Genomic DNA, 25,113 nt, shown 5'->3' with positions numbered 1-25,113 from the left:
TTGTGGAGCTTATCAGACAACATGCCCGCGTTACCGCGGCTTTGATGATTAGGGAGATGTCTACAAGGTATGGTGGCAAGCCCGGGGGTTACCTGTGGGCGCTTTTTGACCCGGTCGCCCACGTCGTGATGTTGACCCTGATATTTCAGACAATCGCCAGATTGCCTGCGCTCGGCACCAGTTTCCCCCTATTCTTTGCCACGGGCTACTTGCCATTTCACTGTTATCAGACGATGCAGTCATTCGTCTCCGGCACGATAAAGTCCAACAAGGCTCTTTTGAGTTATCCGATGGTCACGCCGGCGGATGCCGTTTCGTCGCGTTATTTGTTGCAAGCATCCACGTCGTTTCTCATCGTAATTATCGTAATGAATGTGGTGGCCTTGGAGAGCGATCTCACGCTGCATATCGACTTAGCCTCTGCCGCGGGGGCTTGCTTCCTGGCGACACTCTTGGGCTTAGGTGTTGGTCTTTCCAATATTGCCCTGTTTGCTCGCTTCCCAATATATGAGCAAATCTTCGGCGTGGTAATGCGTCCCCTTATGCTGCTATCTGGGGTACTCTTCTTACCACATTTAATCCCGCATCCATTCGACGATGTGCTGCTATTCAATCCTGTCGTCCACGCTATCATCCTTTTTAGGAAGGGCGTATATCCTGAATATTGGGCGCAGGGGTTGGATCTAAACTACCTCTACACATTCACAGCGATCAGTGTGTTCGTCGGCCTCTCACTTTTCACTTTCTCGGCAAGAGCAATGAGAGAAGGTTGAGTAGTCGAATAGCCAGATACGCTTCGCCACGGCGACTTGCGAGTTCTGATATTGAAACGCACCGCTCCTTCCGGAATATACTCCCCAAAGACTGGAGAGGCTCATGGCACGGCAAGCCGTTTTCTTTGGGTTCAAACCATGGAAACAATACATCCCCCGCTGGTTCCCGGATTTGCAATGCACTGTGGTTACCCGCAATCCCAAACTGATGTTTTTGCAAGGTTGGCCTTTGCGGCTTCTGCTAGTCCCACGGCCAAGTGTCTTCGTTTGGGGTTTCAAGTATCCGGCCTTCTTGAAGGCATTTTGTCGGCAGTTTCGCATTCCTTTCTTCTATGTTGAGGATGGCTTCGTTCGCTCCGTATCACTCGGCACCCTGAACGCTGCGCCGGCCTCCTTGATCATCGACAGACGAACGGTCCACTATGACGCGAAAAATCCATCGGAGTTGGAGCGAACGCTGCAGACTTATGATTTCCGAGCGGATACGGCACTGATGGAGCGCGCCGATGCATGCATCCGGATGCTACTCGACTTGCGAGTGAGTAAATACAATATGGGCAAGCACGTGGACATCGACACGTTGCTCGGTCCTAAAATAAGGAAACGCGTGCTTGTGGTCGGTCAGGTGGAGACAGATGCAGCGATTGCTTATGGGTGTGACAGGCCCTTCAACAACAACGAACTCGTCAGACTTGCCGCGTTGGAAAATCCTGGCGCCCAGGTGGTCTACAAACCTCACCCCGAAATCTTGCGCAAAAAGCGGGCGGGTGTTTCTGATCCAGCCGAGGTGTCACATCTCTGCGATATTCTGGATATGGACGTGACGCCTGCCGACGCACTCGACGTAGCCGACCACGTTTATACGATTACCTCCCTGATGGGCTTCGAAGCAGTATTGCGCGGCATTCCCGTTACCTGCGTCGGTCTGCCGTTTTATGCCGGTTGGGGTGTTACCGACGATCGACAGACGAGTGCCCGTCGGACGCGACGCCTGTCCGCCCGCGAGATTTTCGCTGCCGCGTACCTTATGCATTCGCAATATTTTGATCCCGAAACAGGGGGGCCCTCGTGTTTAGAGGCGGTGATCCGTCGATTGGCTGAGATGCGCCGTCCCCGCCCTTAAATTGTCCGTGCGAACGCTAGCCGCAGGACCACGCTTGACGCGCCGCGCTGCATCTGCCTTAAACACTTCAGCGTCGATGAGGTCCGACAGAGGAACACGACTTATGAGTTTGACAAATGCAGAGGAAATTGCTGGCGGGGTGTTCGTTCCTTCAACTCCGGCAAAGCCCAGGCTAGGAAACTTCTTTGACAAGGAATTAACCCGTTTGGTCTAATTCCCAGAGGTTGAGAAAAGAGCTTAGCGCAGCTCTGTGCCTCGGGGGCCCTCGCTCCAACAGGATTTACAGTTGCGCCCTCGATAGCAGCTTTGAGCACAGATTGGTCAGGGGCCATCATTGAAAGATCTGGACAACTTCGTCCGTGTCGCCTAACGCCATTCCGCTCCTCTCGCAGGCAACTAGGCGCGAATGCAGCCTGAATATCGCGTCGTCTTTTTTGAACAAAAATAATGCTCATGAACCGCATTCTTGCATATCTCCCGAATAACCTCGAAGCGCGCTACTCTCGAGCCATGATGAGTTTGCTGGCGGGCGCTCTGGGGCCGCGAGCTGCTATTGGATGGATGACCCACTTTCCGCTTCGCCGGCGCACAAGGGCGAGGCTGCTCTGGCTTCACAAGCGGCTTGTGACACGCTACGGTCAGGACATCGGCGATAGCTTGGTTCAAAGCTACCTTTGCGCGAAACCTCGACCTAAAGATTATCGGATTCTTTTATGTGAGACTGACGATCCGACGTCCTCGGCGAGACTAAGAGAGATGGTGCCTCAACTCGCCGACAGTACGCGCGGAGATCCCGCCCGTATCGCAGGCCTGGCCGTGGCGCTGTTGGAGCGAGGTGAAGCGGACTTACTTGAAGCCTTGCTGGCTTTGATCACAAAAGGATCAAACCAGCCGGTGATCCCATCAGCTGTGAAAGCGATATTTCTGAGGCCGCTTGGACAGGGAGCAGATGCCTCGGTCGCTCCGAATGGCGCACACGCCCTCAGTCGCCCTGCGCCATGCCGCAACCGTTTGCTAGTCATCGATGGCGAATTGCATCCAAAGGTCATGAGCCGTCTGGCTGCCGGAGCCAAGAGACTGACGATCATCCGATACGGAGATCTCTACGGTCACGCTGATCTCGCGGCGGTCCAAGCTGAACTGCCGGGCATAGACATAACGATTGAGCACGCACGGTCGCGTGTTGATCGTTTTCATCGTCGGTATCACCGGTTGCACGAAGCCAGCCACAAGGCAGCTGCCGCCCTCTCCAACGCTTTTTTTGAGGCCAATCCTTGGATCGAAACCGAGATACCCGAATTCGACGGCGCAAAAGCCGACTTTACTCTCGGGGTCGCGGACTTCATTTTTTTCAAGATGCTTCGCATGGAGGGCGTCGCTCAAGCGCTCCAGGAACCGACTTTCGATAGCGTAATCGTATCGTTTTCGGAAAATCGGGAGCTTTATGGTTTATGCGCTGCTGTGCCGAACCTCGTCGGGGATCCGCGCATTGAAGCTTGTTGCTGGCAGCCGGGGAGCGCGCAGATCAAGTTCGAAGCGCGCCAAGTCGACATGGGAGCGCGGCGCGGAACAGCAGGAGGTTACTTACCCAGAATCTTCGAAGACATCAGAGAGTTCAGTGAAACCCCACTCAGTGTCGCGCCTGAAGCCGTGCGAGCGTATCTCCGAAAGGCAACCAAGCTGCCTCGTTATAGACGAGGTAGCCATCAAAGGGGGCGCCGCAACATAGCGCTGATTTCAAATGAGACCCGCGCATACGGCTACAATGCGGTGCAAATCGCTTCCGCACTGCAGACGCATTTCAATGTCGATGTGGTGTGGACGCAGGGGCGGGAGAGGTCGTTTCACGAAAGCATCAGTCGAGCCGCTGATGATCCCGTGCTCAGCAGTTTGAAGCAGAACGATGCCTCTCTACCAGGATTCATGCGCGCAGTTTCACCCGTTCCGGACGCCCGCGCAAGTACCGCCGTCCGTGCATCGACATTTACGGCCTTCGCGGCTCCAATCTCGAACCTGGCAAGCGAGTGGAAACGCGATCCAGCGGTCATCAACGCTCTGGCCTGTGTCGTTAGAGATGGACTTGTGGATTTCATGCTTCGGCAAGTCGGCCAGATTGCTCTTGCGAAGAGGCTGTTAGAATCCTACGAGTATGATGCCATCGCGATTTCCCCTATACGAACATCAACCAACGCAATCGTCGGGGCTGTCGCGCGGATGAGCGGCATTCCAAGTTTGACGATCGAAACGCATTGCCTGAACGCGGCCTATTGCCGTTATACAAGCATCCGTACAGACTACGCCGCCGTGTACTCGGACCATTTCGTCCAGGAATACGACCGACACTTCGGTATTCCGGCAGAGAGGGTCCGATCTTTTGGGTCTCCCCGCATACTTCGTCCGCACTATTACAATTCGGAAGAGGCGCGTCTGCATGCAAGGGAACGGCTTGGTCTCGAGCTTGGTGCCGACCGCATCATCGCGGTCCCCACACAGCCCATGCCGCCCGCGTTAAGCATGGCTCTATGGCGGATGATAATACAGGCGGCCAAAGGTCTGATGCAGCCTGTCAAGGTCCTCCTCAAGACCCATCCCGAGGAGGGGCAGGGTCATATCGAGCGATACAGACACATAATAGACGATGAAGCCGCGGGCGACATATGTTCTGTGATCGACCCCGATATCAAGAACCTTCTCATGGCCAGCGACCTTGTGCTGACGGCCTACAGTGTCACCGCGCTCGAAGCCGTGGTCTTGGAACGCAATGTTGCGATTGTTGGCCAGCCGGGCGTGAGCTATCCAGCAGCGTATGATGAGATTCTGGGCGTCCCACTTTGCTGTACCCCGGCGGAGACGCTTGCCGCCATGGAAGAAGCCTTCGCACTGGGGCCGAAGGCAAGCTCTGGTGCAGGGGCCTTCAAGGCCAAGAATCCGCATCTCTTCGACAACAGTACTTACAGTAGGCTGAGGGAGATCGTAGATGAGATCATACACAAGGGGACGCTTGGAATTCGAACACAGAGCGAACTTCCCCGGGAGATCTTCGTCACGGCCCCTTTTCAGGAGTACATGGTATGAGCGTTGGTTTTAAGATTGGCGACCGTGCAATTGGCCACGGTGAGCCATGCTTTGTCATCGCGGAAATTGGCGTAAATCATAACGGTTCGATCGAATTAGCCGAGAGGATGATCTCGGCTGCGCGAAAGGCCGGGGCCGATGCCGTAAAGTTCCAGACGTTTCGGGCTGATCGTCTGGTCGTCAGGGACACCCCGACGGCGGCATATCAGAAGACAAACACGGGGGAAACAAACCAGCACCAGATGCTGTCTGCCTTGGAGCTGGACGCAAGGGCACACGAGCGGCTCCTGAAACATTGTTCTGCGGAAGACATCATTTTCCTTTCCTCGCCCTTTGACCGGGACAGCATAGATCTGCTCGATGCAATGGACGTGCCCGCATTCAAGGTTCCGTCACCCGACTGCGTTTCTACCTCCTACCTTACCGACATGGGAAAACGCGGCCGACCCGTCATTCTCTCGACGGGTATGTGCGCGATGGAAGAGGTCATGACCGGCATATCGACATTGCGAAATTCTGGTTGCAATGAGATAGCAGTTCTCCACTGCACCAGCTGCTATCCAGCGCCCCTCGACGAATTGCACTTGCGGGCGATTCCGCTAATGCAAGAGGTGACATCGCTGCCAATTGGCTATTCCGATCATTCAGAAGGGATAGAGGTCGTGCTGGCAGCCGTTGCTTTGGGCGCATGCATCATAGAAAAACACTTCACGTTGGATCGGGGTCTCCCGGGTCCGGACCATCGTGCTTCCTTGGAACCGGCCGAATTCGCCGCGATGGTGAAGGGCGTTCGCATCGTCGAACGATCGCTCGGTCAAGCCCGAAAGGAGCCTCAGCCATGCGAAGCATCGTCGCGTCGCCTGGGTCGCCGCAGTCTGGCTGCTGCCCGCGACATGTCGCCCGGAGAAAAGCTATCGGAAAATGACATCATATTGCTGCGTCCGGGCACCGGATTGGCTCCGTCTTTGGAAGTCGAGATGATCGGAAAGCGTTTGAAACGGCAGGTGAGGGCGTTGACGCTCTATTCGATGGGCGATTTCGAATGAGCGAAGGCCGATCCCTCATACTCCTGGGCGCCGGCGGCCATGCGAAGGTGGTCGCCGAAGTGGCGCGTGCTAGTCACTGGCAGGTGGCGGGGTATTTGGACCCCGCTTTGATGCGGGGAGAGATTGTTGCTGGTGCCCCCGTTCTTGGTGGCGTCAGCGATCTATTCGACGGTGCCGCTTGGTTGAGGGAATATGCAGTGTTTCCTGCAACCGGAAGGACAGACATCCGGTGGCGGGAATTTCAGAGACTATTGGAGCTCGAAGCGACCGTCCCCACGTTGGTGCATCCGAGGGCAATTGTTTCGTCGTCCGCAGTCATTGATACGGGTACTGTTGTAATGGCAGGCGCCGTGATTCAGGCGGACGCGAGAGTAGGCGCATGCTCGATTATCAATACTGGGGCGCTCGTTGATCACGATTGTGTCATCGGTTCGGGCGTGATGATTGCGCCAGGAGCTGTTCTCTTAGGTGGGGCTAAGATCGGGAACAACTCCTTTATCGCCGCCGGCGCCATTGTTGTGCCTGGAGCAATGGTGGGAAGTGGAGCGTTCGTGGGCGCGGGGACGGTCGTCGCAGGTGATGTTCCGGATGGTGCGCGCATAACATCTGCGCGGAGCAGGATCTCCGCTGAACGTCAGGGTGAAGTCGATGTTTGAGTACCGATTGTTCCAGCTGGGTGACGAAAGCGCGATCACTAAACTCTTTCAAACAGTGTTTTCCAGGTCAATGTCACGCGACGCATGGACGTGGCGATATCTAGGTCATCCTGCGGGTTCGGCCAAAGTGATGCTGGCGTTCTCCGGTGATGAGCTTGTGGGTCACTATGCAGCGAATTCGGCGCCTCTGTCCGTGGACGGCTCAGAAATTTCCGCCGCTTTGTCCATGACCACAATGACACACCCGGACTACAGAGGCCGCGGGCTTTTCGAGAAGACCGCGAATAAGCTATATGGTCACCTCCCGGAGATGGGGGTGGCGGCTGTATACGGCTTCCCCAACGCGGCTGTCCACGCCCTCAGGCAGCTAAAGGTTGGCTGGCGTGACGTTTACGAAGTGCCCACGTTGACGCTGGATTTGGGCTCTCTTTCGAAGGTTTACAGGCCAGACTCGACGGTCGTCGAGATCGACCATATCGACGAGCGGTTTGACCTTTTTTTTCAAGCCGTTGGACCAAAGCTGCCAATTTGCGGGGCGAGAAATGCGGCCATTCTAGCGTGGCGACTCGACCAGCATCCTGATAACCGGTATACGCGACTGGTCCTATGTGAGGGCAGTGAGATATCCGGTTATGCAATCACTAAATCCTATGGTGCCGATGCGACAGACCTGGTTGAGCTGCGCTGTTCAGACAACAGTGCCGCGCGAGCGCTGTTGTCAACCGTAATTGCACGAGCATCGGCTGCCGGGCACGCCCGTATTTCAACCTGGTGCCTTCCGGAGGAGACGCATAGATTGGTCCTCGAAGCTTTGGGGTTCAAGGCCGGTGGGCCGGTAACATACTTTGGGGCTCGAACTTTTCTGCCAATATCGAAAGACATGTTTGACAGTCGATTGTGGCGACTATCGATGCTCGATTCTGATCTCTATTGAATTGCGCGCGCGTCTAGACTCCGTTCACGCGTCAACCCCTTGATAGTGACTGAACGCAACAGTCCATGCAAGTCCGTAGAAGAAGGGCCGCAAATGCACCGTCGCCTGATACATTTCCTGACTGGAATACGCTCGGAGTACGACATTTTAGCGCCGATCATAGAAGCTGTAGGCGCTAGACCGGATCTGGAGGCCGCTGTTATTGCCACAGGCGCTCACCTGACGGGTCTGCATGGGTATTCGGTGCAACAGATCAGAGCGGATGGTCACCGAATCGTTGGTGAGGTTGATTCGCTCCTCGCGTCCGATGGACTCTCTGGGCGCGTCAAGGGCATGGCGCTCCAGTTGACAGGCATGACTGATATATTCGCACGCGAGCGGCCGGACTTTCTTGTCGTCATGGGCGATAGGGAGGAAGTGATGACCGGCGCCATCGCTGCCGCCTATCACCGTATACCGCTGGCACACGTGGGCGGTGGCGATCACGCCGACGATGATAACGTGGACAACATCATTCGCCACGCCGTATCAAAGATGGCGCATATCCACATGGTCACAACGGAGTTGAGTGCTAAGCGGCTCCGCGCGCTTGGGGAGGAGGAGTGGAGGATCCACGTAACCGGCGCGTCGGGGCTCGATAGGTTGTTATCCGTTCCTCTAATGAGCCGAGCAGAGCTGGACGAGGCGGTGGGGGTAGATTGGGCCGGTGCGCCCTACGTGGTGCTGCTCTTCCACCCGACGATTACCGACTTTTCGCAGGCGAGCGAGCATATAAAGGCTATCACGCGCGTATTAGAGCACAGCGAATTGCGTGTGGCGGCGATGGCACCCAACTCTGATCCGGGCAACCACGCAATAAGCGCGGAGATCGCGGAGTTCGCCGCTCGCTGTTCGCGCGTCAAAGTCTTCAATCATCTTGACAGGCAGAAGTTTGTAAATCTGCTGCGGCACGCATCATTGATGATAGGCAACTCGTCCGCCGGAATACTCGAGGCCCCCAGTCTCGGGCTCCCTGTTGTGAATGTTGGCATACGCCAGCGCGGTCGCGAATGCGGTGATAATGTCATCTTCACAGGTTACGACGAAAGGGAAATCTCCGCGGCGATCGACAAGGCAACCCGCGATGCTGGCTTTCGCGACCGCGTTTCTCAATGCCGGACGCCTTATGGCGACGGTCGCACTGGCGCGAGAATTGCAGCGATACTCGCGGAGGTTGAGTCCGGACCAAAGTTGTTGAATAAGCGTTTCATCCTGGAGTGACACTAAATGTTCGAACCAAACAGCGGCCCTGTTATGATCGTTGCGCCTCATCCTGATGATGAGACACTCGGAGCAGGCGGATTTCTCCTGCGAGCAATTGAGGCTGGAGTATCGGTCCACTGGCTGGTCGTAACTGGAATCTCTGTCGAACATGGGTGGGCGCAGGAAAAGGTTGCGCGTCGGGAACAGGAAATTTCGGCTGTTGCCGACGCTTATGGATTTGCTGGCGTGCATCGTCTCAATCTGCCCTCCGCCAAGCTTGAGACGATTCCGATGGGCGAAATGGTCAGCGCCATCGGAACGGTCGTGAAGTCGGTGGAGCCAACGACTCTTTTGGTTCCTCACCGAGGAGATGCTCATTCAGACCATCACGTGGTGTATGAAGCAACAACGGCTTGCACGAAATGGTTCCGGTACCCGTCGATCAAATGGACCCTGGTCTACGAAACGCTATCAGAAACAGACGCAGGGCTTTTCAATAGCGATCCTTTCCTCCCCAATTTGTATATCGACATCTCCAGCCAATTGGAGAAGAAGTTGCACATCACTTCGATGTTCGGCGATGAAATTGGCGGGTTCCCATTCCCCCGAAGCCTCGAAGCGGTGGGCGCCCTCGCAAAGGTGCGAGGAGCCGCGAGCGGGTACACGGCAGCGGAGGCGTTTATGCTCCTACGCGGCAGGACTTAGCGGCCGTTTTAGAGCGATGATCTCTGCAGCATCATACCGGGCGCGCTCGAGGTCTTCGATACGGCCGATATCACACCAGTACTCGCGAAGCGGATATACCGTAGCTGCTGCCGGATCATCGGCCATAAGCTTGTCGAAGAGCGAGGGCATATCGAAGTAGCCCTCAGCCGGAACGTGCGACAATGCAGAAGGATTGAGAACGTATATACCCGCGTTGACGAAATGTTGGTGCTTGGGTTTCTCTTGGAACCCGGTCAGCCGCCCGTCCTCGTGTTCGATGACGCCATACGGCACTTCCACTGTGTATTCGCGGAGGCACATAGTCGCTTCCGCACCACAATCGAGGTGATAGTGCATCAACATGCTGAAGTCAGTTGTCGTAAGAAGGTCCCCATTCATGACAAAGAAAGGCGTGTCCGGCACGGTAGGTAGCAAGCGCAGGCTGCCGGCAGTGCCCATTCGTTCGAACTCTTCCAAGTAGCTCACCTCCACGCCTAGATTGCTACCGTCACCGAAGTGAGATTTGATTACCTCGGCCATGTAGTTCACCGAGAGGTAAAAGCGGTGGAAGCCGTGTGACTTGAACTGCAAGATGATCTGTTCGAGGATGGGCCGTCCGCCTACCTCCAGCATTGGCTTCGGCATCGAGTCAGTATACGGGCGCAAGCGACTACCCAGGCCACCGGCCATTAACACTACAGGCCACTCTCCAGCTGCCTCAGGCGCGATTTCCTCAGCCCGATACAAGCCTATGACCTTGCCGGCTGCGCTGACAACCGGCAGTCGAAGGATTCGACTCTTGGCGCAAATCAACTGGCCCAGCTCGTGCATGCTCATGTCCTCGCGGGCGACAAGAGGCTGATAATTGAGAACCTGCGATATCGGGCTGTGCAGTTGGGTGCCGCGCAGAATTGCGCGACGGATATCGCCGTCTGTGATCACACCAACAAGACGCTTATCGTCATCGATACATAAGGCGATCTGCATTGCTGCAGCGTCTACGACTTTGATTGCATCGATGACTGTCGAGCTCAAAGTAACAAACGTAGACTCCGCAGGGTAGAGTTTTAGGGGAGAAACGCCTTTGGTCGAAAGTGACATATACTACTCCGAATATTTTCCGCGAGGTTGGAATGCTGCTGCGTCTTTATTCAAATAATCGCACCGGATGTGTGGCTATTGTCGCGACGAGAAAACTATCGGTAAGCGTGTGGACTCTGCTTTGATGAGCCCCCACAGCTGTAACGATCTTGATCAATAATGGCAACCCTACACTGGTCCGTGATCAATCGTTTCCAAGTAAGATTGGAAGATACCAGAGGAATGGCGACGGGCCCCCTATTGATTGTGGCTCCACATATTATTCCGAGAAAAACACGCTATTTCTAGCCGCTACCCTTTATTCGCCACGCCGAGTTTGGGACTACTCGGTATATTGACCAGCCGCGACTCGATAGCACGGGCAACTGGCAACTCCATCTGTGGGCAATCGCGATACATCGGCAGATCACACATGAGTTTCCAACAAGGGCGCGTCATGATACCTGCATCGTTTGTAGTGCTTAGGAAGTCATCCCGCTGGTCGGGATCGTCCAAGATCACTGCGTTGAGCCAGTAGTTGCTCTCTGCCCCATCCGGTTCAGCAAAGAAACGCAGTCCCGAAAGGCTTGCGAGTGCCTCCGAGTATCGTCTTGCCAAGGCACGCTTCGCGTGTATGAATGCCGGCAACTTTTCCAATTGCGCACATCCGAGCGCCGCATTGATGTTAGGCATTCGATAGTTGAATGCAGTTTCATCATGCGAAAAGGCCCAGCGGTGAGGTGCCTTGGCGGTGGTTGTCAGGTGTTTGGCTCGATTGGCGAGAGCGTCATCGTTTGTGAGGACGGCGCCGCCTCCTCCTGTGGTAATGATTTTGTTGCCGTTAAAGCTGGTTGCCCCAAGCAGACCAAGCCCGCCGAGTGGTCGCCCGTTTTGTAGGCTACCAAGAGACTCCGCCGCGTCTTCAACCACGGGTAATCCCCACCGGGTGGCGACCTCCAGGAGGCTCGGCATGTCCACTGGATGGCCGAATGTGTGCATAGGGACGATAGCTGCCAGTCGGCGCCCCGTTACGCGGTTTCGAGGCCCGTCGGCATGCGGTTCTGCAATCCGATCAAGCCAATCTGAGAGAGCTTGAGGGTCAAGTCCAAGTGTGTCCCACGAACTGTCGACGAAATGCGGAATACCTCCGCAGTGAGCAATCGCGTTTGCCGTCGCGACGAACGTGAGCGCCGGGGTTAGCACCTCGTCACCACGCCGGACTCCGGCTAGCAACAGTGCGATGTGGAGTGCGGCAGTGCCGTTTACGACTACTACTGCCCGTTCGACCCCGAAAGCCGCGGCTAGATCGCCTTCAAATCGATCCACAAAAGAGCCAACCGAAGACACCCACCCCGAATCGAGGCATTCTTTAACATATTCCCATTCCGCCCCCGAGAATTGTGGCTCATGCAGAGCCACGTGTCCTCCCGACGGTGCAGCGATTTCGGCCATCACTGATGTCGCATGTCTGACGTTCAAACCGACCATCGTTACACCATGTAAGAATCGGGTTTATAGAACGAGAGATTTTCAGGATTACTGAACCATTTGATAGTTTCTGCCAATCCCCTCACAAATCCGTCCCGCCCGGAGTACTGTGGCGACCAGTTCGTGAGACGACGCGCCTTATCGATGCCTGCGAACAGACGTTCGACTTCACTCAGCTCAGGTCGTAGGCGTTCCTCTTCCGACACTACACCCGCGTCAACCCCCATCGTTTGGGCGATAAGGTTCGCAACCTCGCCAATGGAAATTTCAAAGCTGCTTCCGAAATTGACAACCTCGCCCAACACGCTGGGACTTTCTGCCATAGCTTGGAAAGCGCGCGCGGTATCCGTAACGAATGTGAAATCTCGCGTTGGACTGAGTTTCCCGAGACGGACTTCCGTCTTGCCAGCTGCCAACTGGCTGATGATGGTTGGGATAACGGCACGGGCCGATTGCCGTGGCCCGAAGGTGTTGAACGGGCGAATGACAGTAACCGGTGTTCCGAACGAACGGTAGAATGACAATGCCAGTTGGTCCGCGCCGATTTTTGAGGCCGAGTACGGCGACTGGCCGACCAGCGGATGCTCTTCCGTGATCGGAACGAACTGTGCGCTCCCGTACACCTCACTCGTGGAAGTGTGCACCACTCGGCTGACATCGAGCTGGCGAGCAGCTTGTAGAATGTTGAGAGTGCCTTTGATGTTCGTATCGACGTATGTGTCAGGTGAGTGATAGGAATAGGGAATAGCAATGAGCGCCGCGAGGTGCAGGACGATGTCCACGCCGCGCATCGCGGTCAGCACGCCATTTGGGTCGCGTATATCCCCCATGAATACTTCGAATTGATCGCGAACGTCGTCTGCGAGTCGATCCAGCCACCCCCAGCTTCCGAAACTGTTGTACAGCACAAACGCGCGTACTTTCAGTCCCTGCCGCACGAGATGTTCTACGAGATGCGATCCAATGAAGCCGTCAGCTCCCGTAACGAGGATTGTCTTGCCTTTCAGCGCGGTGCTCATTCAGTCGTCGTTCCTTGTGATGTGGAGTAAACGCCGCCATCGCGGATAGTGGCGTAAACAGCGAAAAGCGAGGCGTGCTTGGCAAGCGGAAGTAACCTTTCGTCTGGCTCGGCAGCGAGAAACGCTCTCGTCTGACGATAAATACCGGGTTTGTAAAGGCGATCCAACTCGTCGTCCAAGCTCATTTGTTCTAGGTTGAACGTGTTATGATCTTGACGAAAGAGCTGCTCCATGGGTTGCAGAACCAAACGCCTGTGGCGTGTCATGATTTCCACTCCCCACCGGCCGGGGGCAAGCCAATTTGCGTGATAGGAGAAAATTGCGTCGCGATTCGTGACGCCATGGCCGCTGAAGATGGCACCGGTCGGATGCCATGGTAAGGCACCGCAACTCTGCGCTTGCAATTCGCGTGGTTCACCAGCCAGAAAAAATGCTAGGTCGACGACGTGCGTGGAGTTGCCAAAAAACCAGCCCTCCAACTCGGTAGCGCTTTTGCCGATGGCCTCAATTCGGCGCGTTGCTTCTGTGAAGTCAAACTTCAGGGACAAGGCGCCCCCGTCTTCCGCAATTAGACTTTGGGCTCGCGAGACTGACGAATAAAAGCGACGGTTGTAGGCAACGTAAGCGTCCACGTCATGCCGTTCCGCGAGTCGCGCGAGATCAGCGACTGCGGCGGGGTTCATCGCGGCAGGCTTTTCAATAAGGATCCTGCGGCATCCAAATTTGATCAAAGCCTTGGTAACTTCGGCGAGCGACGCCGCGCTCACTGCGACGATCGCTGCAGCAGGCAATGGCTCAAGAGAGGCGAGCTGTTCCTCATGAGGACCATGTCCCACGGTCACATCCCACTCGGCGGCAAATTTCTCGGCGCCTGCCTGGCTCCGCCCCAAGACCACGAACGGCTGCTCTATTTGGCGCAACACCTTCGCATACGCGGCAGCCATGCCGCCGCAGCCAGCCAATATTATTCTTTTTAACTGATCGGACACGGCATATCCTCCGAAAGACGCATGCCCAGCCTGCGGCGTATCGCGTCGATAAACAGTCGATGGTGGATTGCTGAGGTCTCGTACGAGGGAAGGCGTGATTTCCGATTCTCCAAAATCTCCTCGTACAAATGCCCCATGCGGCTAACCGTCATTGTTTCAAATGGGCGCGAAGATTGTTGTACTCCGTCGATTTCATAAATTACTCGCCCTTTCGACTCTTCAACCGTCCATCTTTCGTTTCGGTGAGATATCTCGATTGCAAGCGGAACGCCCGGAGACCGTAAGCTCGTGAGTTTGAGCGTCCCTCCGCCAGCCATTTGAGCCACCAAACTTCCGAAGAACTCAATGCAACCGGGGTGCCGGCTGGGGATAGGTTCGGGTTCTAACTCTTTCTCTGATAACGACACCGGCATGTCGCCGAAAAGGTGCGCAGCCAAATCAAGGAAGTGGATCCCGTTGGAGCAAAGGTTCCAGTCCGACCCCACCACATTCATCGACAGTCCGCGCCGGGACCCGAGTTGGATGCGCAAGCGATCATAGTCGTGGAAACCACGCCGGCCGCAATTGACTGCAGCTGGTATTCCTAGCTGGGAAAGTATTTCTTCACATTCGTCCAGGTCGCGACGGGTTGTGAACAGCACCTTTTCAAGGACAACAAACCCCGGGCGCGTGGCCGAAAGCAAATTTTCCAAGACCAGCCGCCGTGGGGCGGCCGACGTTGCGACGATGGCGAGGTCAACCGACTGCGGTATGCCCGCCCAATCCGCTTGCAAACGCGTGGTGATATGGTCAGAGAAGGGCGCCAGGAGTGCGGCAGTTGCTTCTCGTGCGGAGCTTTCTGGCTCAATGACGAGCAGCTCCAAACGCCGCTTCAGTGTCGATAGGGCCTGTAGATGACGGCGGCCAATATTGCCGCTACCAACTAGAAGGATGGTGTGTTTCATTGCTGCTCCGTTTCAACCAAATTTTGGAATAGTCTGAGCTCGGCCTTCCAGTTGTGGCGGCTTGGCCGATCGCCTTGAACACTTCCGTGATGGTAGATCGACATGTTCTCCCTGTTGTCCTCAAGTGAGTAGCCGAAGACTCGCGTTTGTGGAACCCGATTGCCCCAATGCTCTGCAAGGAGCGCGAGACCCAATATTCCGCTACTCGGCGACGCCTCGAGCTCTTTAAAAAGCTTCGCGTATAGGGACGACGGCACGACAGCTATATCGCCATATTCCTCGGGACAGGCGGCCAATAACTGAACCGCATCCGAAAACCGGTGCCGCAAGTTCGGCCCGGTGAAAAGGAGCAGCGGCTGCTTCCGGAACTTCCTCCAAGGTACGTACTGCGGGAACGGCGGGCGGACCCAAATATCAGTGCGTTGGCCAAGGTCGATGACGTCTCCTGTAGCATAATTGTTAAATCGCATTACGTTTCGATGAGCATCGATTTTCGACCCCAGTGATCGGCCTTTAAGCGAGCGGCCGTTCGCGACAACGGCGACATCCCTCGTGTCCAGCAGGGACTGCAAACGTGCGGTCCCTGCATCGAGTCTTTGTGCGACGGCGGCCGCCTTCCGAGCTTGAGCCAGGTGGTTGAACCCTGCTTTTTGCGCAGCGAGTGTCAGTTCCAGGTATCCCATGTTACGGAGCGAACGAGGGTGTTCGTTTGCGACTTCCGCTAGCAGTTCGAGTGCCTCCTCCGCCAGTCCTGCGTCATGCATGAGAGCCGCCAAGCGCAATTTCATGGCCGGCTTCGAACCAAGCCAGGGCATGGTCCCGGGCAGATGGACAACTGCAGCTGCCGCGCCAGCTCTTTCCCAGCACAGATTCAAGAGATCGATTGACGCATTTCGCGCCAAGTTGGGCGGGGCGTTATCGACGATCTTTAGCAGCATTTCCTTCGCATGCTCAAAAGGAACAATACCGTACCTTGCCCATCGGGACATTCTTAGCTGAAGAGAGTAGTCATGAGGAAATTTATCGAGCGCCACCTGCAGCCAGTCAGCCGCATCCGAATACAGGCCTGAAGCATAGGCGCTATTGCTGAATCCCAATTCGGCGGATCCCGGCCTGCCGTTTAGGCACCACGAGACTCGACAGGTTAGGTTCCTTGCCCACCTTGCTGCGTGGGAGACACTCTTGATGGCCAGTTTTTTCATAAAACATCTGGGCGACCGGTCGCCGTTCATTGCGTTGGAAGCGCGTGGGAGTGCGGAGAGAGGAAGCGATATGCGGGGTTACGCCCTGTCACGAATGTTGTAGTAGCCCATCACCCCAATGCCCCAAATAAAAAGGAGCCCGAAGGTGACAAGCAGAGCATTCATGATGCGTGCCGGATATTGCGCCATCTCGGAAAGAGTAGGCTCGATAAATAGTGCGAGGTAGCGTTGCCTGTTGTTCGCCTCAACCCGCGCTTTCTCAAGAGAGCCTAATGCAGCAGTGTATGCACGTTCAGCAAATTCGCGTTCGGTTTCCAACTCCTCGAACTGCGCAATTCGTCCCGCTACGTCCTTGAAGCCCGATTCGAGACGGGATGCAGAACCGCTCTCTCCGGTGCCAAGACGTTTGCGTTCGAGGTCCAGTTGATTTTCAAGGCTCTCGATGCGCGCTTTCAAGACACGAATTCTTGGCGTGTCGTCACTCATCTGGCTTTTCGCCGTAGCGAGGTCGGCGTTGAGTTTTGTCAACTGCTGCTCAAGTGAAGCGATGATCTGGACAGCGAGCTTCGCCCCTTCTTCCGGACTTATTTCCTGCGATCGGTCTCGATACTCGCGGAGCGCTACGCGGGCCTTTGCCAAGCGGGCTTCGCCTGCCAGTACTTCATCCTGCGCCGCCCTCAGTACATCATTGCGGGCAGAAAGCGATAGGCTGTTTACGAGATTGTCGCTCTGGTCCACGATAAACTGCGCAATAGCCTGCGCCTGCTTCGGATTGAAGGCCTTCACGGTCACCTCTAAGATCCCGGACGCATTGTCGAAATTGACGCTCACCATGCTGCGCCAGTAGGCCAGCTTGTCCTCGATCGGCAGGTCGGAGCCGATGCCGTAGAAATAGTCGAGGCCGCGGGCAGCATAGACATCTTCGAGCTTGAACCTGCGATCGGCGTCGGCCGCCATTCGCTCGCTCAGGATGTAATCCATCAGAATATAGCTGTCGGAAACCGTGCTGCCGCCGGAGGCTTGGGTGAACATACCGAGGATATCGCTGGAAAAGCCGCCGTCGATGCTGCGCACCGCAAAGGACGTGGTGCTGTGATACTGGTCGGCGGCGATGAAGGCCATGTAGAGTGATGAGAGCGTGGCCGGCAGGGCAACGAGGCCAAGGAAGGAGGCGCCAATTATGGCGTGGCGCCAGCGCAGCTTGTTCAGCCACTTCGGCTGCCAACCGGTCTTCTCGGACGGCTCGATCTTGGTACGTCCCGGAAGGGGAATGATGGGGGCGCTCTTCTTGCCGAGCAGACCTTCCAGTACCGCGATACCTTTGCTTGTATCGATGGCCTTGGCGGCCTCGTTCTTGTCGGCCGCCTGCGCGGAATCAGGCTTGTTCACTGCCGCGTCTTTGCTTGCCGCCATTCAGTTGCCCTTCATGTTCCTGTCGTGCGCGTCGATCGCGTCCTCGACATCCTCATAATAGGTGAGCTTGCCCTTTTCCAGCACGACGCCGCAATCGCAGTAGTCGCGGATCGTGCTGGTACTATGTGAAACCATGATCACGTCGGAATCCCGGAGTTTGGTGTCAAAGATAGCCTGACATTTCTTCTTAAAATTTGCGTCACCAACAGCAGTAATTTCATCTACCAGATAATAGTCAAAATGAATGCCCATGCTCAAGCCGAACGCCAGACGTGCTTTCATTCCTGAAGAATAGGTCCCGACGGGCGCCCTGAAGAATGGTCCAAGTTCAGCGAACTCCTTCACGTAGTCAATGAGCTGTTCAGTGTCCAGCCCGTAGATGCGTGCGACGAAGCGCACATTCTGTTCGCCTGTCATTGAACCCTGAAAACTTCCTTGAAAGCCCAACGGCCAAGATATCTTGCCGCGGCGGATAATCCGCCCTTTATCCAGCCGGATCGCGCCGGCAATCAATCGCAGCAGCGTCGATTTGCCGGCGCCATTGCGGCCGAGCAGGCCGACACTCTTTCCCCGGTTAAGGGTGAGCGAGGCGTCCTCAATAATCGGCTTCTTAATGCCCTTGGTACGGGCATATTTCGTCGCCTGCTCGAACCGGATCATTCGTTTCTCAGCGTCTTTGGGAAAGGGTAAGCACAAGCATTCCGCCAAACAATGTCAGAAATGCGATTCGGTAAAGACAATCCAAGCCTAATCCAACTGCGCGACATTCCGATAGACCCCACCCCGCCGGAGGCACGTGGTGATGTAGACGAGCGGATGACAGGAGCAGCAGATCGCGGTGGCTGCTACTCCATTCGCGTACCAGGACGCGGCGCCGACGACACGAAGATGAGTGGACGATTAGGCTCACGTCACTCATCCGAATGGATAGAGAATGCGGCCGATGATCCTGAGTCGGTGGTCGGAAAGACCACGGAAGAAGCGGATGGGATCGGCCCTGAATTCTTCGACGTCGCGGTCATTGCCCAGGTGGCGGATCGCCGGCATCACGGCGGCGGTGAGCAGGTGGCGCCAGCCGAGGATGCCATATGGCCCCCAGGCGCGCCATGCCGGCCGCTGGGGAGAGAGCGCTTCCGGCTCCTCGATTTGCCTTCGGATGGTGGCGACGGTCTCCTCGAATGTTGTTTGTCCTCCGGTTTCGGGATCGAAGTAGCGAGGGTAGAGGAGATAGGCGCCGGCGAAAAGCGCCTCCAGGCTGAGTTTCCGCCCTCGACGTGGGTTCGGCTGCCTGTCATCCGTCAGGCCCCAGCCGGAATAGAAGGGACATCCGGCCGTTGTGACCTTTATGCAGCGCATCAGCGCCTCGAAGCCCGCGAGCGAGGTGATCGTATAGACGTGGTCCACGGTACGCAGTGCCTCTGCAAGCGGAAGCCTGTCGGTCACGATCTCGCAGAGATGCGCTACGTCGGCCGGATTGGACTTCAAGGCACGCACGCGGCTCAGAACGTCTGGATGCGGCCTGTACAGGATCTGGGCGTCCGGCTGCTCCGCAGCGGCGAGCCGCACCAGATCGTTGTTGCTCGTCCGGCCAAGACATCCGTAGAGAATTGAGGCGTCGTCCTCTACCTGGCCGACGACGAGCACGCGCTTGCGTGTCTTTTCACCATAGACCTCTTCCGCTGTCTGAGTGCGCTCGTCGTTGTATTTGCTGATGCCGCTTCGCAGCAGCAGATCAATTCCTGCCCGGGCACGCTCCATCAGCGGCCGATCCGCCTCGAAATTGTAGGCGTCAAGCAGCGCTTCGAGATCGGAGGGCTTGCGGCAATCGAAATAGGGAGTTCGGCGGTCGAGCGCCAGCGAGAGGGGAGGGGTGCGGCTGGCGCTGGGGCGCGCCGAACGGAGAAGGCCGTCCTCCAGAAACCAGACAGGAATGTTCTGCACCCTGGCGAGCGCGGCCAGTGCTGTAGGCAGTTCCGTGCCCCAAACGAAAAGTTCCGCGGCCCGTTCCCCTTGAATTCGAGGCTTCCAGAGACGCTCGAAATCGCGCTCACTCAGATCTTTTGGTAGGAAATGGAAGTGTCTTTGAGGGAAATATCGCCTAAGAAAGGCCTTTTTCCATTCCGTGATGTGGACGGCAAAAGTCGACACCAGCCCTGTTGCCCGAGCAGTGATTGCGTAGTCGCCTGCCGCTTCCGCCGCCTCTGTCTGTCGCTTAGTCACCACCATCGGCGCTCAACCCAAGAAAACCCACTGCTATATACATGTCCGCCCACATCTCGGCCAGCCTTCATTCGCCGTATCTTGGCACTGGTTGGTGGCGTTTCATGTCAAATCTTTCGATCAGCTCTGGCAATGTTGGCGCGAACTTCTTACGTGATCTGGTTTCAAGCATGCTGGTGGGGCTTTGCGTTTGGAGCGTGGCCATTCCGCCGCAAGATAAATGATGTCGATCGCCGCAGGTGCTCGGTACGACGACGTTCTCCGAGCGGGCGGGCAACGTGAAGGCTTCGAATACACCGACGATGGCACGCCGCCGGCGATTTCGTCGGTCATCGTCACGGGTCCGGATGCCATGCACATCAGGCTTGCCTCGACGCCGGCCGGTGCAAACAAGAAGATCCGCTATGCGATGAAGAAATACGACACGGCGAACCCGCGTCCTGCCCTCAGAGCGGCAGCGCGGCAACCTGCGCGACAACAACCCAACCCGCGCCCGTTTCGATCCATCGAGGGCCGTCTACAACTGATGCGTCCATTTCGCAAATGTCTGTGGCTCTGGGAGCATCTGATGAGCCTGCGTGCAAACCTCGACCGTCGTTGTAAAATCCGACATCACCTTAAGCAAGGTCACTCTGTTGCAGCAGCTGGAGGCTGTCGTCCCGGCAGGCCTGACGCACTGCCTCAATGCCATCGCGGCGCAACTCGCCGGCGGCGTCGTCACCTGCAACGACCTGGTAACCGGAGAGGCGCCTGCGCTTTCGTCGGGAATGGTTGCCTTGACGGAGGGCGCGAGCGCGCCAGTCAAGTTCACGCGTCGTGGGTGATATCGTGGTACGCGCCGGCGCCGATGTCGATCCCGATCACCTGACCAAGATTCTCCGGGTGGTCCGCAAGGCATGCTCGCTTCCGCATTTGTGGTTTACGTGTCGTGCCGCCAGTCGACTTCCGCAAGGGAGCCGCGTCTCCTCGATGCGTTCAAGGTGACTGGCAACGCCCTTGCGCGGAAGCGGCGCACGCTTCGGCGTGTCCGCGGCCGCGCGGTTTGAGTTCGCTCTGGATTTCCGAAAGGCCGATTTCGACCTGCTCGAACGCAAAGGACACCTGTTCGTCGTTGACAGCCAGGCGTAGCCGTTCGGGCCGCGTGCCATGTTGCGTGCGCTGCAATACTTTCAGGATCGACGTGAGGTTGGCGATCCGCTCATTGGCGCTTTTTCTCGACGGCCTTCAGCCGGGCGACCTCTGCCGCCGCGGCTGCAAGTCGTACCTCGTTCGCAGCTCGCTCCTCGGCCATTGCGAGGATCATCGCTTTCAGCGCATCGACGTCGTCGGAAAGCAGGCAAAACCATGGGAGGCAATAGAGAACAAAAACAGCCGCTTTCCCAACCGCTACAGCCACATGATTGTAGCAGACCGCTTTCAGCCCGTCAGCAACGGCCGCCTGACCTTGGCCGGGCGGATCTTTTTCCAATCGAGCCTGGCCCAGAGGCGCCATCAACTGCGAATGGTCCAGACCGCATCCGCGCCGGCGATGTGCCCGACCAGCAGAAGCCTCGGTCTTCCGGAGTTTTCGAATAGCGGCAAACCCCGCCGCCGCCCACCAAACGATCCGAACACGGTCCGCCCGCTTCAATCGAAAGTAAGCGCGAATTTCCCCGCACCTTTTGCTGTTGAGTGCTCTGATGCATGAGGTGTCCACCAAAATAGGTGGACACCTTGTGATGGAAGAAGATGATCAGAAACTGCAGGTAAGGCTTGTTGGTCGGAACGGGAGACGCCGATACGACCCCGCATCGAAGAACCGTCTTGTCTCGGCCTGCCTTGAGCCTGGCGTGTCGGTATCGAGGCTTGCGCTCGAACATGGGGTCAATGCGAACCTTCTTCGGAAGTGGATAAAGAAGCGCACGGAGACCCAGTCCCTCCCGCCGTCCTCATCACCGTCGTTTATCCCGGTTCAGATTGAAAGCACTTCCGATCGGGCCTTGCTGCGACAGAGCAGCATGGCTGCGGTGGATTTGCCGGGGACTTGCGATGGAGTGCGTGGGTCGGCATCGAAAAGGGCTGCGCCTTTTTCCTCTCCAGCCAAGGTGAGCGCGTCACTGCCGAACGGGGTGAAGCTGACGCTGGAATGCGGTGATGTGGATGCGTTGGCAGCGGTCATCGGAGCGTTGGGTCATGTTCACACTGGGCGCTGACCTTCAAGTCTACCTTCACCGCGAGCCGATCGACTTCAGGGCCGGCATCAACAGCCTTGCGGTGCTGGTTCAGGAGACGATGGCGCTCGATCCGTTTGCGCCGGCGGTTTTTGCGTTCTGCAATCGCCGTCGCGATCGGATGAAGCTCTTGTTCTTCGACCGATCCGGCTTTGTGCTGGTTCTGAAGCGGCTGACCGAGGACAAGTTCCGGTGGCCTCGCCGGGAGGCGGCGGTCGTTCAGCTTACGACCGAGCAATTGCACTGGCTCCTCGACGGCATCGATATCGATGCAATGGTCCGCCATCCGGTGCGGCAATATCAGGTTGCTGGTTGAGGGCTCTCGAACTCCGCGGTTGACGCGGCGGCATGCTTTCGATTCAAGAATCTGATGAATCGATCCGGCGAACCGACTGTTGAAGAGCTGATGGCGCGTATTGCTGCGCTGCAGGCGGAGAACCGCCAGCTCACAGAACGCGTCGTCAAACTCGAGGAAGAGTTGGCGCTTGCACGGCTGCATCGTTTTGCGCCGAAGAGCGAAAAGCACATTGACCGCCTCTTCAATGAAGCCGAACAGGCCGCGGATGAGGACGATGCCGACAACGAAGATGGCGATGTCGTTGCTCTGCCGGACACGGGCTTGCCGGCGACCGACGGCACGACGGGAAAGAAGCGCGGCCGCAAGGCCTTGCCGGAAAACCTGCCGCGCGAGCGTGTCGAGTATGACCTTCCCGACGATAAGAAGGCCTGTCCATGCTGCCGTCACCAGATGCATCGCATGGGCGAGACCGTTACCGAGCAACTTCATATCGAGGTGAAGGCGAAGGTCCTGCAGAATGTGCGGTTCAAATATGCTTGCCGTCATTGCGACCGCACCGGGATCAACACCCCGGTCGTGATCGCGCCGATGCCCGCGCAGCCCTTGCCGGGCAGCATCGCCACGGCTTCGACGCTGGCCTTCGCGCTCGTTCATAAGTATGTCGACGGCACACCGCTCTACCGCTTGGCGCAGGCATTCGAGCGCGCAGGTGTTCCTGTCAGCCGTGGCGCTCTGGGCCACTGGGTGATCGGCTCGAGCGAAAAGCATCTCTCCCGCATCTATAACGCCCTGAAGCTGCGGCTCAGATCGCAGCCCCTCATCCATGGCGACGAGACGACTGTTCAGGTCCTAAAGGAAAAGGATCGAGAGGCCGCCAGCACGTCATATATGTGGGCTTACCGAAGCGGCGAGGACAGTGACGAGCCGATCGTGCTGCTCGATTATCAGCCGGGCCGCGGCCAGATATACCCGCAAACCTTCCTCGGCGATTATCGCGGGATAGTGATGAGTGATGGCTATTCCGCCTGGCGCACGCTGGATGGGGCAACCCATCTTGGGTGTATGGCCCATTCCAGACGACGCTTTGTCGACGCCCTCAAGGCGAGAAAGAAGGGTGGCGGACCACCGGAGCAGGCACTCCGCTTCTTCGAACAGCTCTACCGGATTGAAAGGCAGGCCAGGGACAGAAAACCCGAGGATGGTGAAACGCAGGCCGACTGCATTCGGCGCTCTCGCCAACAGCACAGCGTGCCCGTCCTGAACGCACTCAAGGCTTGGCTCGACGACATCGCGCCGAAGGTCTTGCCGGACAGCAAGCTCGGCGACGCTGTGTCCTACACTCTGAACCAGTGGGACTATCTGACGCGCCACACCGAGGACGGCAGGATGCCGATCGACAACAATCTTCTGGAGCGCGATATCAGAATTTTTGCAACCGGCAGAAAGAGTTGGCTGTTCAGCGATACCGTTGACGGAGCCAGAGCTAGCGCAGTCATCTATAGCCTGATGCTGACTTGCCGCGCCTGTGGCGTCGAGCCATTAGCCTGGTTACGCCACGTCCTTACTGAACTGCCTCAGCGCCCTCAGAACGTAGCTATCGACGATCTCCTGCCCTTCAACTTCCTCAAGGCCGCCGCAGCCTGACCGACGCGTCCGTCTGAAAGCGATCAGTTGCAAGGGCCGTCAACGTGCGGGGAAATGAGCGCTTACAATCGAAACGCGGAAAGCGAACCATTGAACGGTCGAGACCGCCGTCCCTCACCAACACCATCAAAGGGTTATCGAGCCGGAAGTCACGGCCGACGGCGCCGGGCAGGAAAGGGTTTTGATCGGCGAGAACCGCTCCGGGTGGCTGGACGTCGCGCCGCCCCAAATACGTGTTCCGAGGCCGCGACGGCGTGGTTCAGGCCTTAGCGCCAGCACACGTCATTGATAGCGGCCTGCCGACGGAGGCGGCTGCTCGCCTATATCGCCTCCCCTTTACCGGCAGGAGGCGACCTATCTGCGCGATTCCTCGCTCAACTTCGCGGGGCGCTGGGCGGTGATGACCTGCCACAATGTCGATCTGGCGCTCAATAACCCAGAACGCCGCGATCATGCAGGCCATCGCCGCCTATGGCGGGATCACCGGCGACAAAGCATCTTAGCTACTTGCGAGCCTTCCTTGCTCGGAGCGTCCTCTCGATCACTTCGATCCGCTCCACGACGTAGATGATCTTTGGGGTTGGGGCCCCGTTATCTTTATCGGGTACGGAAGCGTCGAAGACGATCTGCGTCCCGTTGGGGTGATCGTTGGCGTGCAGCACCTTGCTGAAGTCGACAACGGTTTTAGTCTGATTGGTTGTTGTGAGTGAAATCCACATTGAAGAAATCCTACAACTGGGATGCTTGGCTTGGGAGACCTGCCGTGCTTGTGCACAGGATAGCCGAGCGGCGCAAGCGAAATGTCTCATAAAAGTTGAGTTAACCAAAAGAACTCGCGCGATGCGGCCGGCGCCCTTGCAAGGGGCGAATAGTTGGTTAATAGGTTGCGGTCTCTGTGAATTCGAACGTTCAGACGCGGGCCCCTCCTTTCGTTGCGAGAGAAGGGCCTCTTTAATTGCGGACGTCGGACCTGGGAAACTTGCGTCCCTGCCTATACGATACGCCTATTGCGAATGCGTTCTATACTCTGTCGTCGAGGTTGAGCGTTGCCC

General features: G+C 56.9%; 22 protein-coding genes and 2 pseudogenes. 13 read left to right on the top strand and 11 right to left on the bottom strand.

The features are described from left to right. Positions 1-2 precede the first annotated feature (2 nt). The 8 genes from FKV68_RS30110 (at position 3) to FKV68_RS30075 (ending at position 9,554) form a co-directional block, all read left to right on the top strand. On the top strand, positions 3-773 hold the full coding sequence (locus tag FKV68_RS30110; RefSeq protein WP_180943964.1) for an ABC transporter permease: 771 nt from the start codon (positions 3-5) through the stop codon (positions 771-773). Positions 774-876: 103 nt separating this feature from the next. Continuing rightward, on the top strand, positions 877-1,896 hold the full coding sequence (locus FKV68_RS30105; protein ID WP_180942570.1) for a capsular polysaccharide export protein, LipB/KpsS family: 1,020 nt from the start codon (positions 877-879) through the stop codon (positions 1,894-1,896). Between the two features lie 453 nt (positions 1,897-2,349). After that, on the top strand, positions 2,350-4,971 hold the full coding sequence (locus tag FKV68_RS30100; RefSeq protein ID WP_180942569.1) for a CDP-glycerol glycerophosphotransferase family protein: 2,622 nt from the start codon (positions 2,350-2,352) through the stop codon (positions 4,969-4,971). Beyond that, the gene (neuB, locus tag FKV68_RS30095; protein WP_180942568.1) at positions 4,968-6,017 is read left to right on the top strand and encodes an N-acetylneuraminate synthase; all 1,050 of its coding nucleotides are present in this window, start codon (positions 4,968-4,970) and stop codon (positions 6,015-6,017) included. Before FKV68_RS30100 ends, neuB begins: the two co-directional genes overlap by 4 nt. Beyond that, positions 6,014-6,673: an acetyltransferase gene (locus tag FKV68_RS30090; RefSeq protein WP_180942567.1), complete on the top strand. Its 660-nt coding sequence runs from the start codon at positions 6,014-6,016 to the stop codon at positions 6,671-6,673. The genes neuB and FKV68_RS30090 overlap by 4 nt, the downstream gene beginning before the upstream one ends. After that, positions 6,666-7,607, top strand: coding sequence for a GNAT family N-acetyltransferase (locus FKV68_RS30085; RefSeq protein WP_180942566.1), 942 nt, complete (start codon positions 6,666-6,668; stop codon positions 7,605-7,607). The genes FKV68_RS30090 and FKV68_RS30085 overlap by 8 nt, the downstream gene beginning before the upstream one ends. A gap of 93 nt (positions 7,608-7,700) precedes the next feature. After that, on the top strand, positions 7,701-8,867 hold the full coding sequence (gene neuC / locus FKV68_RS30080; protein WP_180942565.1) for a UDP-N-acetylglucosamine 2-epimerase: 1,167 nt from the start codon (positions 7,701-7,703) through the stop codon (positions 8,865-8,867). A 6-nt stretch (positions 8,868-8,873) separates the two neighbouring features. Beyond that, positions 8,874-9,554, top strand: a complete 681-nt coding sequence (locus tag FKV68_RS30075; RefSeq protein WP_180942564.1) for a PIG-L deacetylase family protein — start codon at positions 8,874-8,876, stop codon at positions 9,552-9,554. On the opposite strand, the gene FKV68_RS30070 is transcribed toward FKV68_RS30075, so the two are convergent. The 9 genes from FKV68_RS30070 to FKV68_RS30030 all read right to left on the bottom strand — a co-directional run bounded on the left by FKV68_RS30070 (position 9,537) and on the right by FKV68_RS30030 (position 19,915). Further along, the gene (locus tag FKV68_RS30070) at positions 9,537-10,655 is read right to left on the bottom strand and encodes a nucleotidyltransferase family protein (RefSeq protein ID WP_180942563.1); all 1,119 of its coding nucleotides are present in this window, start codon (positions 10,653-10,655) and stop codon (positions 9,537-9,539) included. The genes FKV68_RS30075 and FKV68_RS30070 overlap by 18 nt on opposite strands. Before the next feature lie 291 nt (positions 10,656-10,946). Then, positions 10,947-12,086: a LegC family aminotransferase gene (locus FKV68_RS30065; protein WP_245182029.1), complete on the bottom strand. Its 1,140-nt coding sequence runs from the start codon at positions 12,084-12,086 to the stop codon at positions 10,947-10,949. Positions 12,087-12,124: 38 nt separating this feature from the next. Beyond that, positions 12,125-13,141: an NAD-dependent 4,6-dehydratase LegB gene (locus FKV68_RS30060; protein WP_180942561.1), complete on the bottom strand. Its 1,017-nt coding sequence runs from the start codon at positions 13,139-13,141 to the stop codon at positions 12,125-12,127. Continuing rightward, complete coding sequence (locus FKV68_RS30055) at positions 13,138-14,130, bottom strand: Gfo/Idh/MocA family oxidoreductase (protein ID WP_180942560.1); 993 nt, start codon at positions 14,128-14,130, stop codon at positions 13,138-13,140. Before FKV68_RS30055 ends, FKV68_RS30060 begins: the two co-directional genes overlap by 4 nt. Next, positions 14,115-15,074 (bottom strand): Gfo/Idh/MocA family oxidoreductase, encoded by a 960-nt coding sequence (locus FKV68_RS30050; protein ID WP_180942559.1) that lies wholly within the window; start codon positions 15,072-15,074, stop codon positions 14,115-14,117. The genes FKV68_RS30055 and FKV68_RS30050 overlap by 16 nt, the downstream gene beginning before the upstream one ends. After that, the gene (locus FKV68_RS30045; RefSeq protein ID WP_180942558.1) at positions 15,071-16,171 is read right to left on the bottom strand and encodes a glycosyltransferase family 29 protein; all 1,101 of its coding nucleotides are present in this window, start codon (positions 16,169-16,171) and stop codon (positions 15,071-15,073) included. The genes FKV68_RS30050 and FKV68_RS30045 overlap by 4 nt, the downstream gene beginning before the upstream one ends. A gap of 183 nt (positions 16,172-16,354) precedes the next feature. Then, positions 16,355-17,689, bottom strand: coding sequence for a KpsE/RkpR family capsule polysaccharide export protein (locus FKV68_RS30040; protein WP_180942557.1), 1,335 nt, complete (start codon positions 17,687-17,689; stop codon positions 16,355-16,357). Then, a complete protein-coding gene (locus tag FKV68_RS30035; protein ID WP_180942556.1) occupies positions 17,690-18,349 on the bottom strand; it encodes an ABC transporter ATP-binding protein in 660 nt (219 codons plus the stop codon). It abuts the gene before it with no gap. 255 nt (positions 18,350-18,604) lie between these two features. Beyond that, positions 18,605-19,915, bottom strand: a complete 1,311-nt coding sequence (locus FKV68_RS30030) for a capsular polysaccharide biosynthesis protein (protein ID WP_180942555.1) — start codon at positions 19,913-19,915, stop codon at positions 18,605-18,607. A 572-nt stretch (positions 19,916-20,487) separates the two neighbouring features. Between FKV68_RS30030 and FKV68_RS30025 the strand changes: the two genes are divergently transcribed. Further along, positions 20,488-20,733, top strand: coding sequence for a hypothetical protein (locus FKV68_RS30025; protein ID WP_180942554.1), 246 nt, complete (start codon positions 20,488-20,490; stop codon positions 20,731-20,733). A gap of 126 nt (positions 20,734-20,859) precedes the next feature. Here FKV68_RS30025 and FKV68_RS30020 read toward each other — a convergent pair. After that, positions 20,860-21,212 (bottom strand): annotated as a pseudogene (locus FKV68_RS30020) (transposase domain-containing protein); the annotation flags it as partial. Positions 21,213-21,627: 415 nt separating this feature from the next. Here FKV68_RS30020 and tnpA point away from each other — a divergent pair. From tnpA to FKV68_RS33465, 4 genes and pseudogenes are all read left to right on the top strand, one after another. Further along, a complete protein-coding gene (tnpA, locus tag FKV68_RS30015) occupies positions 21,628-22,101 on the top strand; it encodes an IS66-like element accessory protein TnpA (RefSeq protein WP_180939346.1) in 474 nt (157 codons plus the stop codon). After that, positions 22,082-22,435 (top strand): IS66 family insertion sequence element accessory protein TnpB, encoded by a 354-nt coding sequence (gene tnpB, locus FKV68_RS30010; protein WP_180939347.1) that lies wholly within the window; start codon positions 22,082-22,084, stop codon positions 22,433-22,435. Before tnpA ends, tnpB begins: the two co-directional genes overlap by 20 nt. Positions 22,436-22,489: 54 nt before the next feature. Beyond that, positions 22,490-24,061 (top strand): IS66 family transposase, encoded by a 1,572-nt coding sequence (tnpC, locus tag FKV68_RS30005; RefSeq protein WP_180939348.1) that lies wholly within the window; start codon positions 22,490-22,492, stop codon positions 24,059-24,061. Positions 24,062-24,188: 127 nt separating this feature from the next. Beyond that, positions 24,189-24,428, top strand: a pseudogene (locus FKV68_RS33465) (IS66 family transposase); the annotation flags it as partial. A gap of 136 nt (positions 24,429-24,564) precedes the next feature. On the opposite strand, the gene FKV68_RS30000 reads toward FKV68_RS33465, so the two are convergent. Beyond that, positions 24,565-24,780, bottom strand: coding sequence for a hypothetical protein (locus tag FKV68_RS30000; protein ID WP_180942553.1), 216 nt, complete (start codon positions 24,778-24,780; stop codon positions 24,565-24,567). Positions 24,781-25,113 lie beyond the last annotated feature (333 nt).

The sequence above is a fragment of the Sinorhizobium mexicanum genome, assembly GCF_013488225.1.
Taxonomy (GTDB): Bacteria; Pseudomonadota; Alphaproteobacteria; order Rhizobiales; family Rhizobiaceae; genus Sinorhizobium; species Sinorhizobium mexicanum.
Note: the sequence above shows the minus strand (reverse complement) of the source record. Positions and strands in the feature narration are given on the sequence as shown.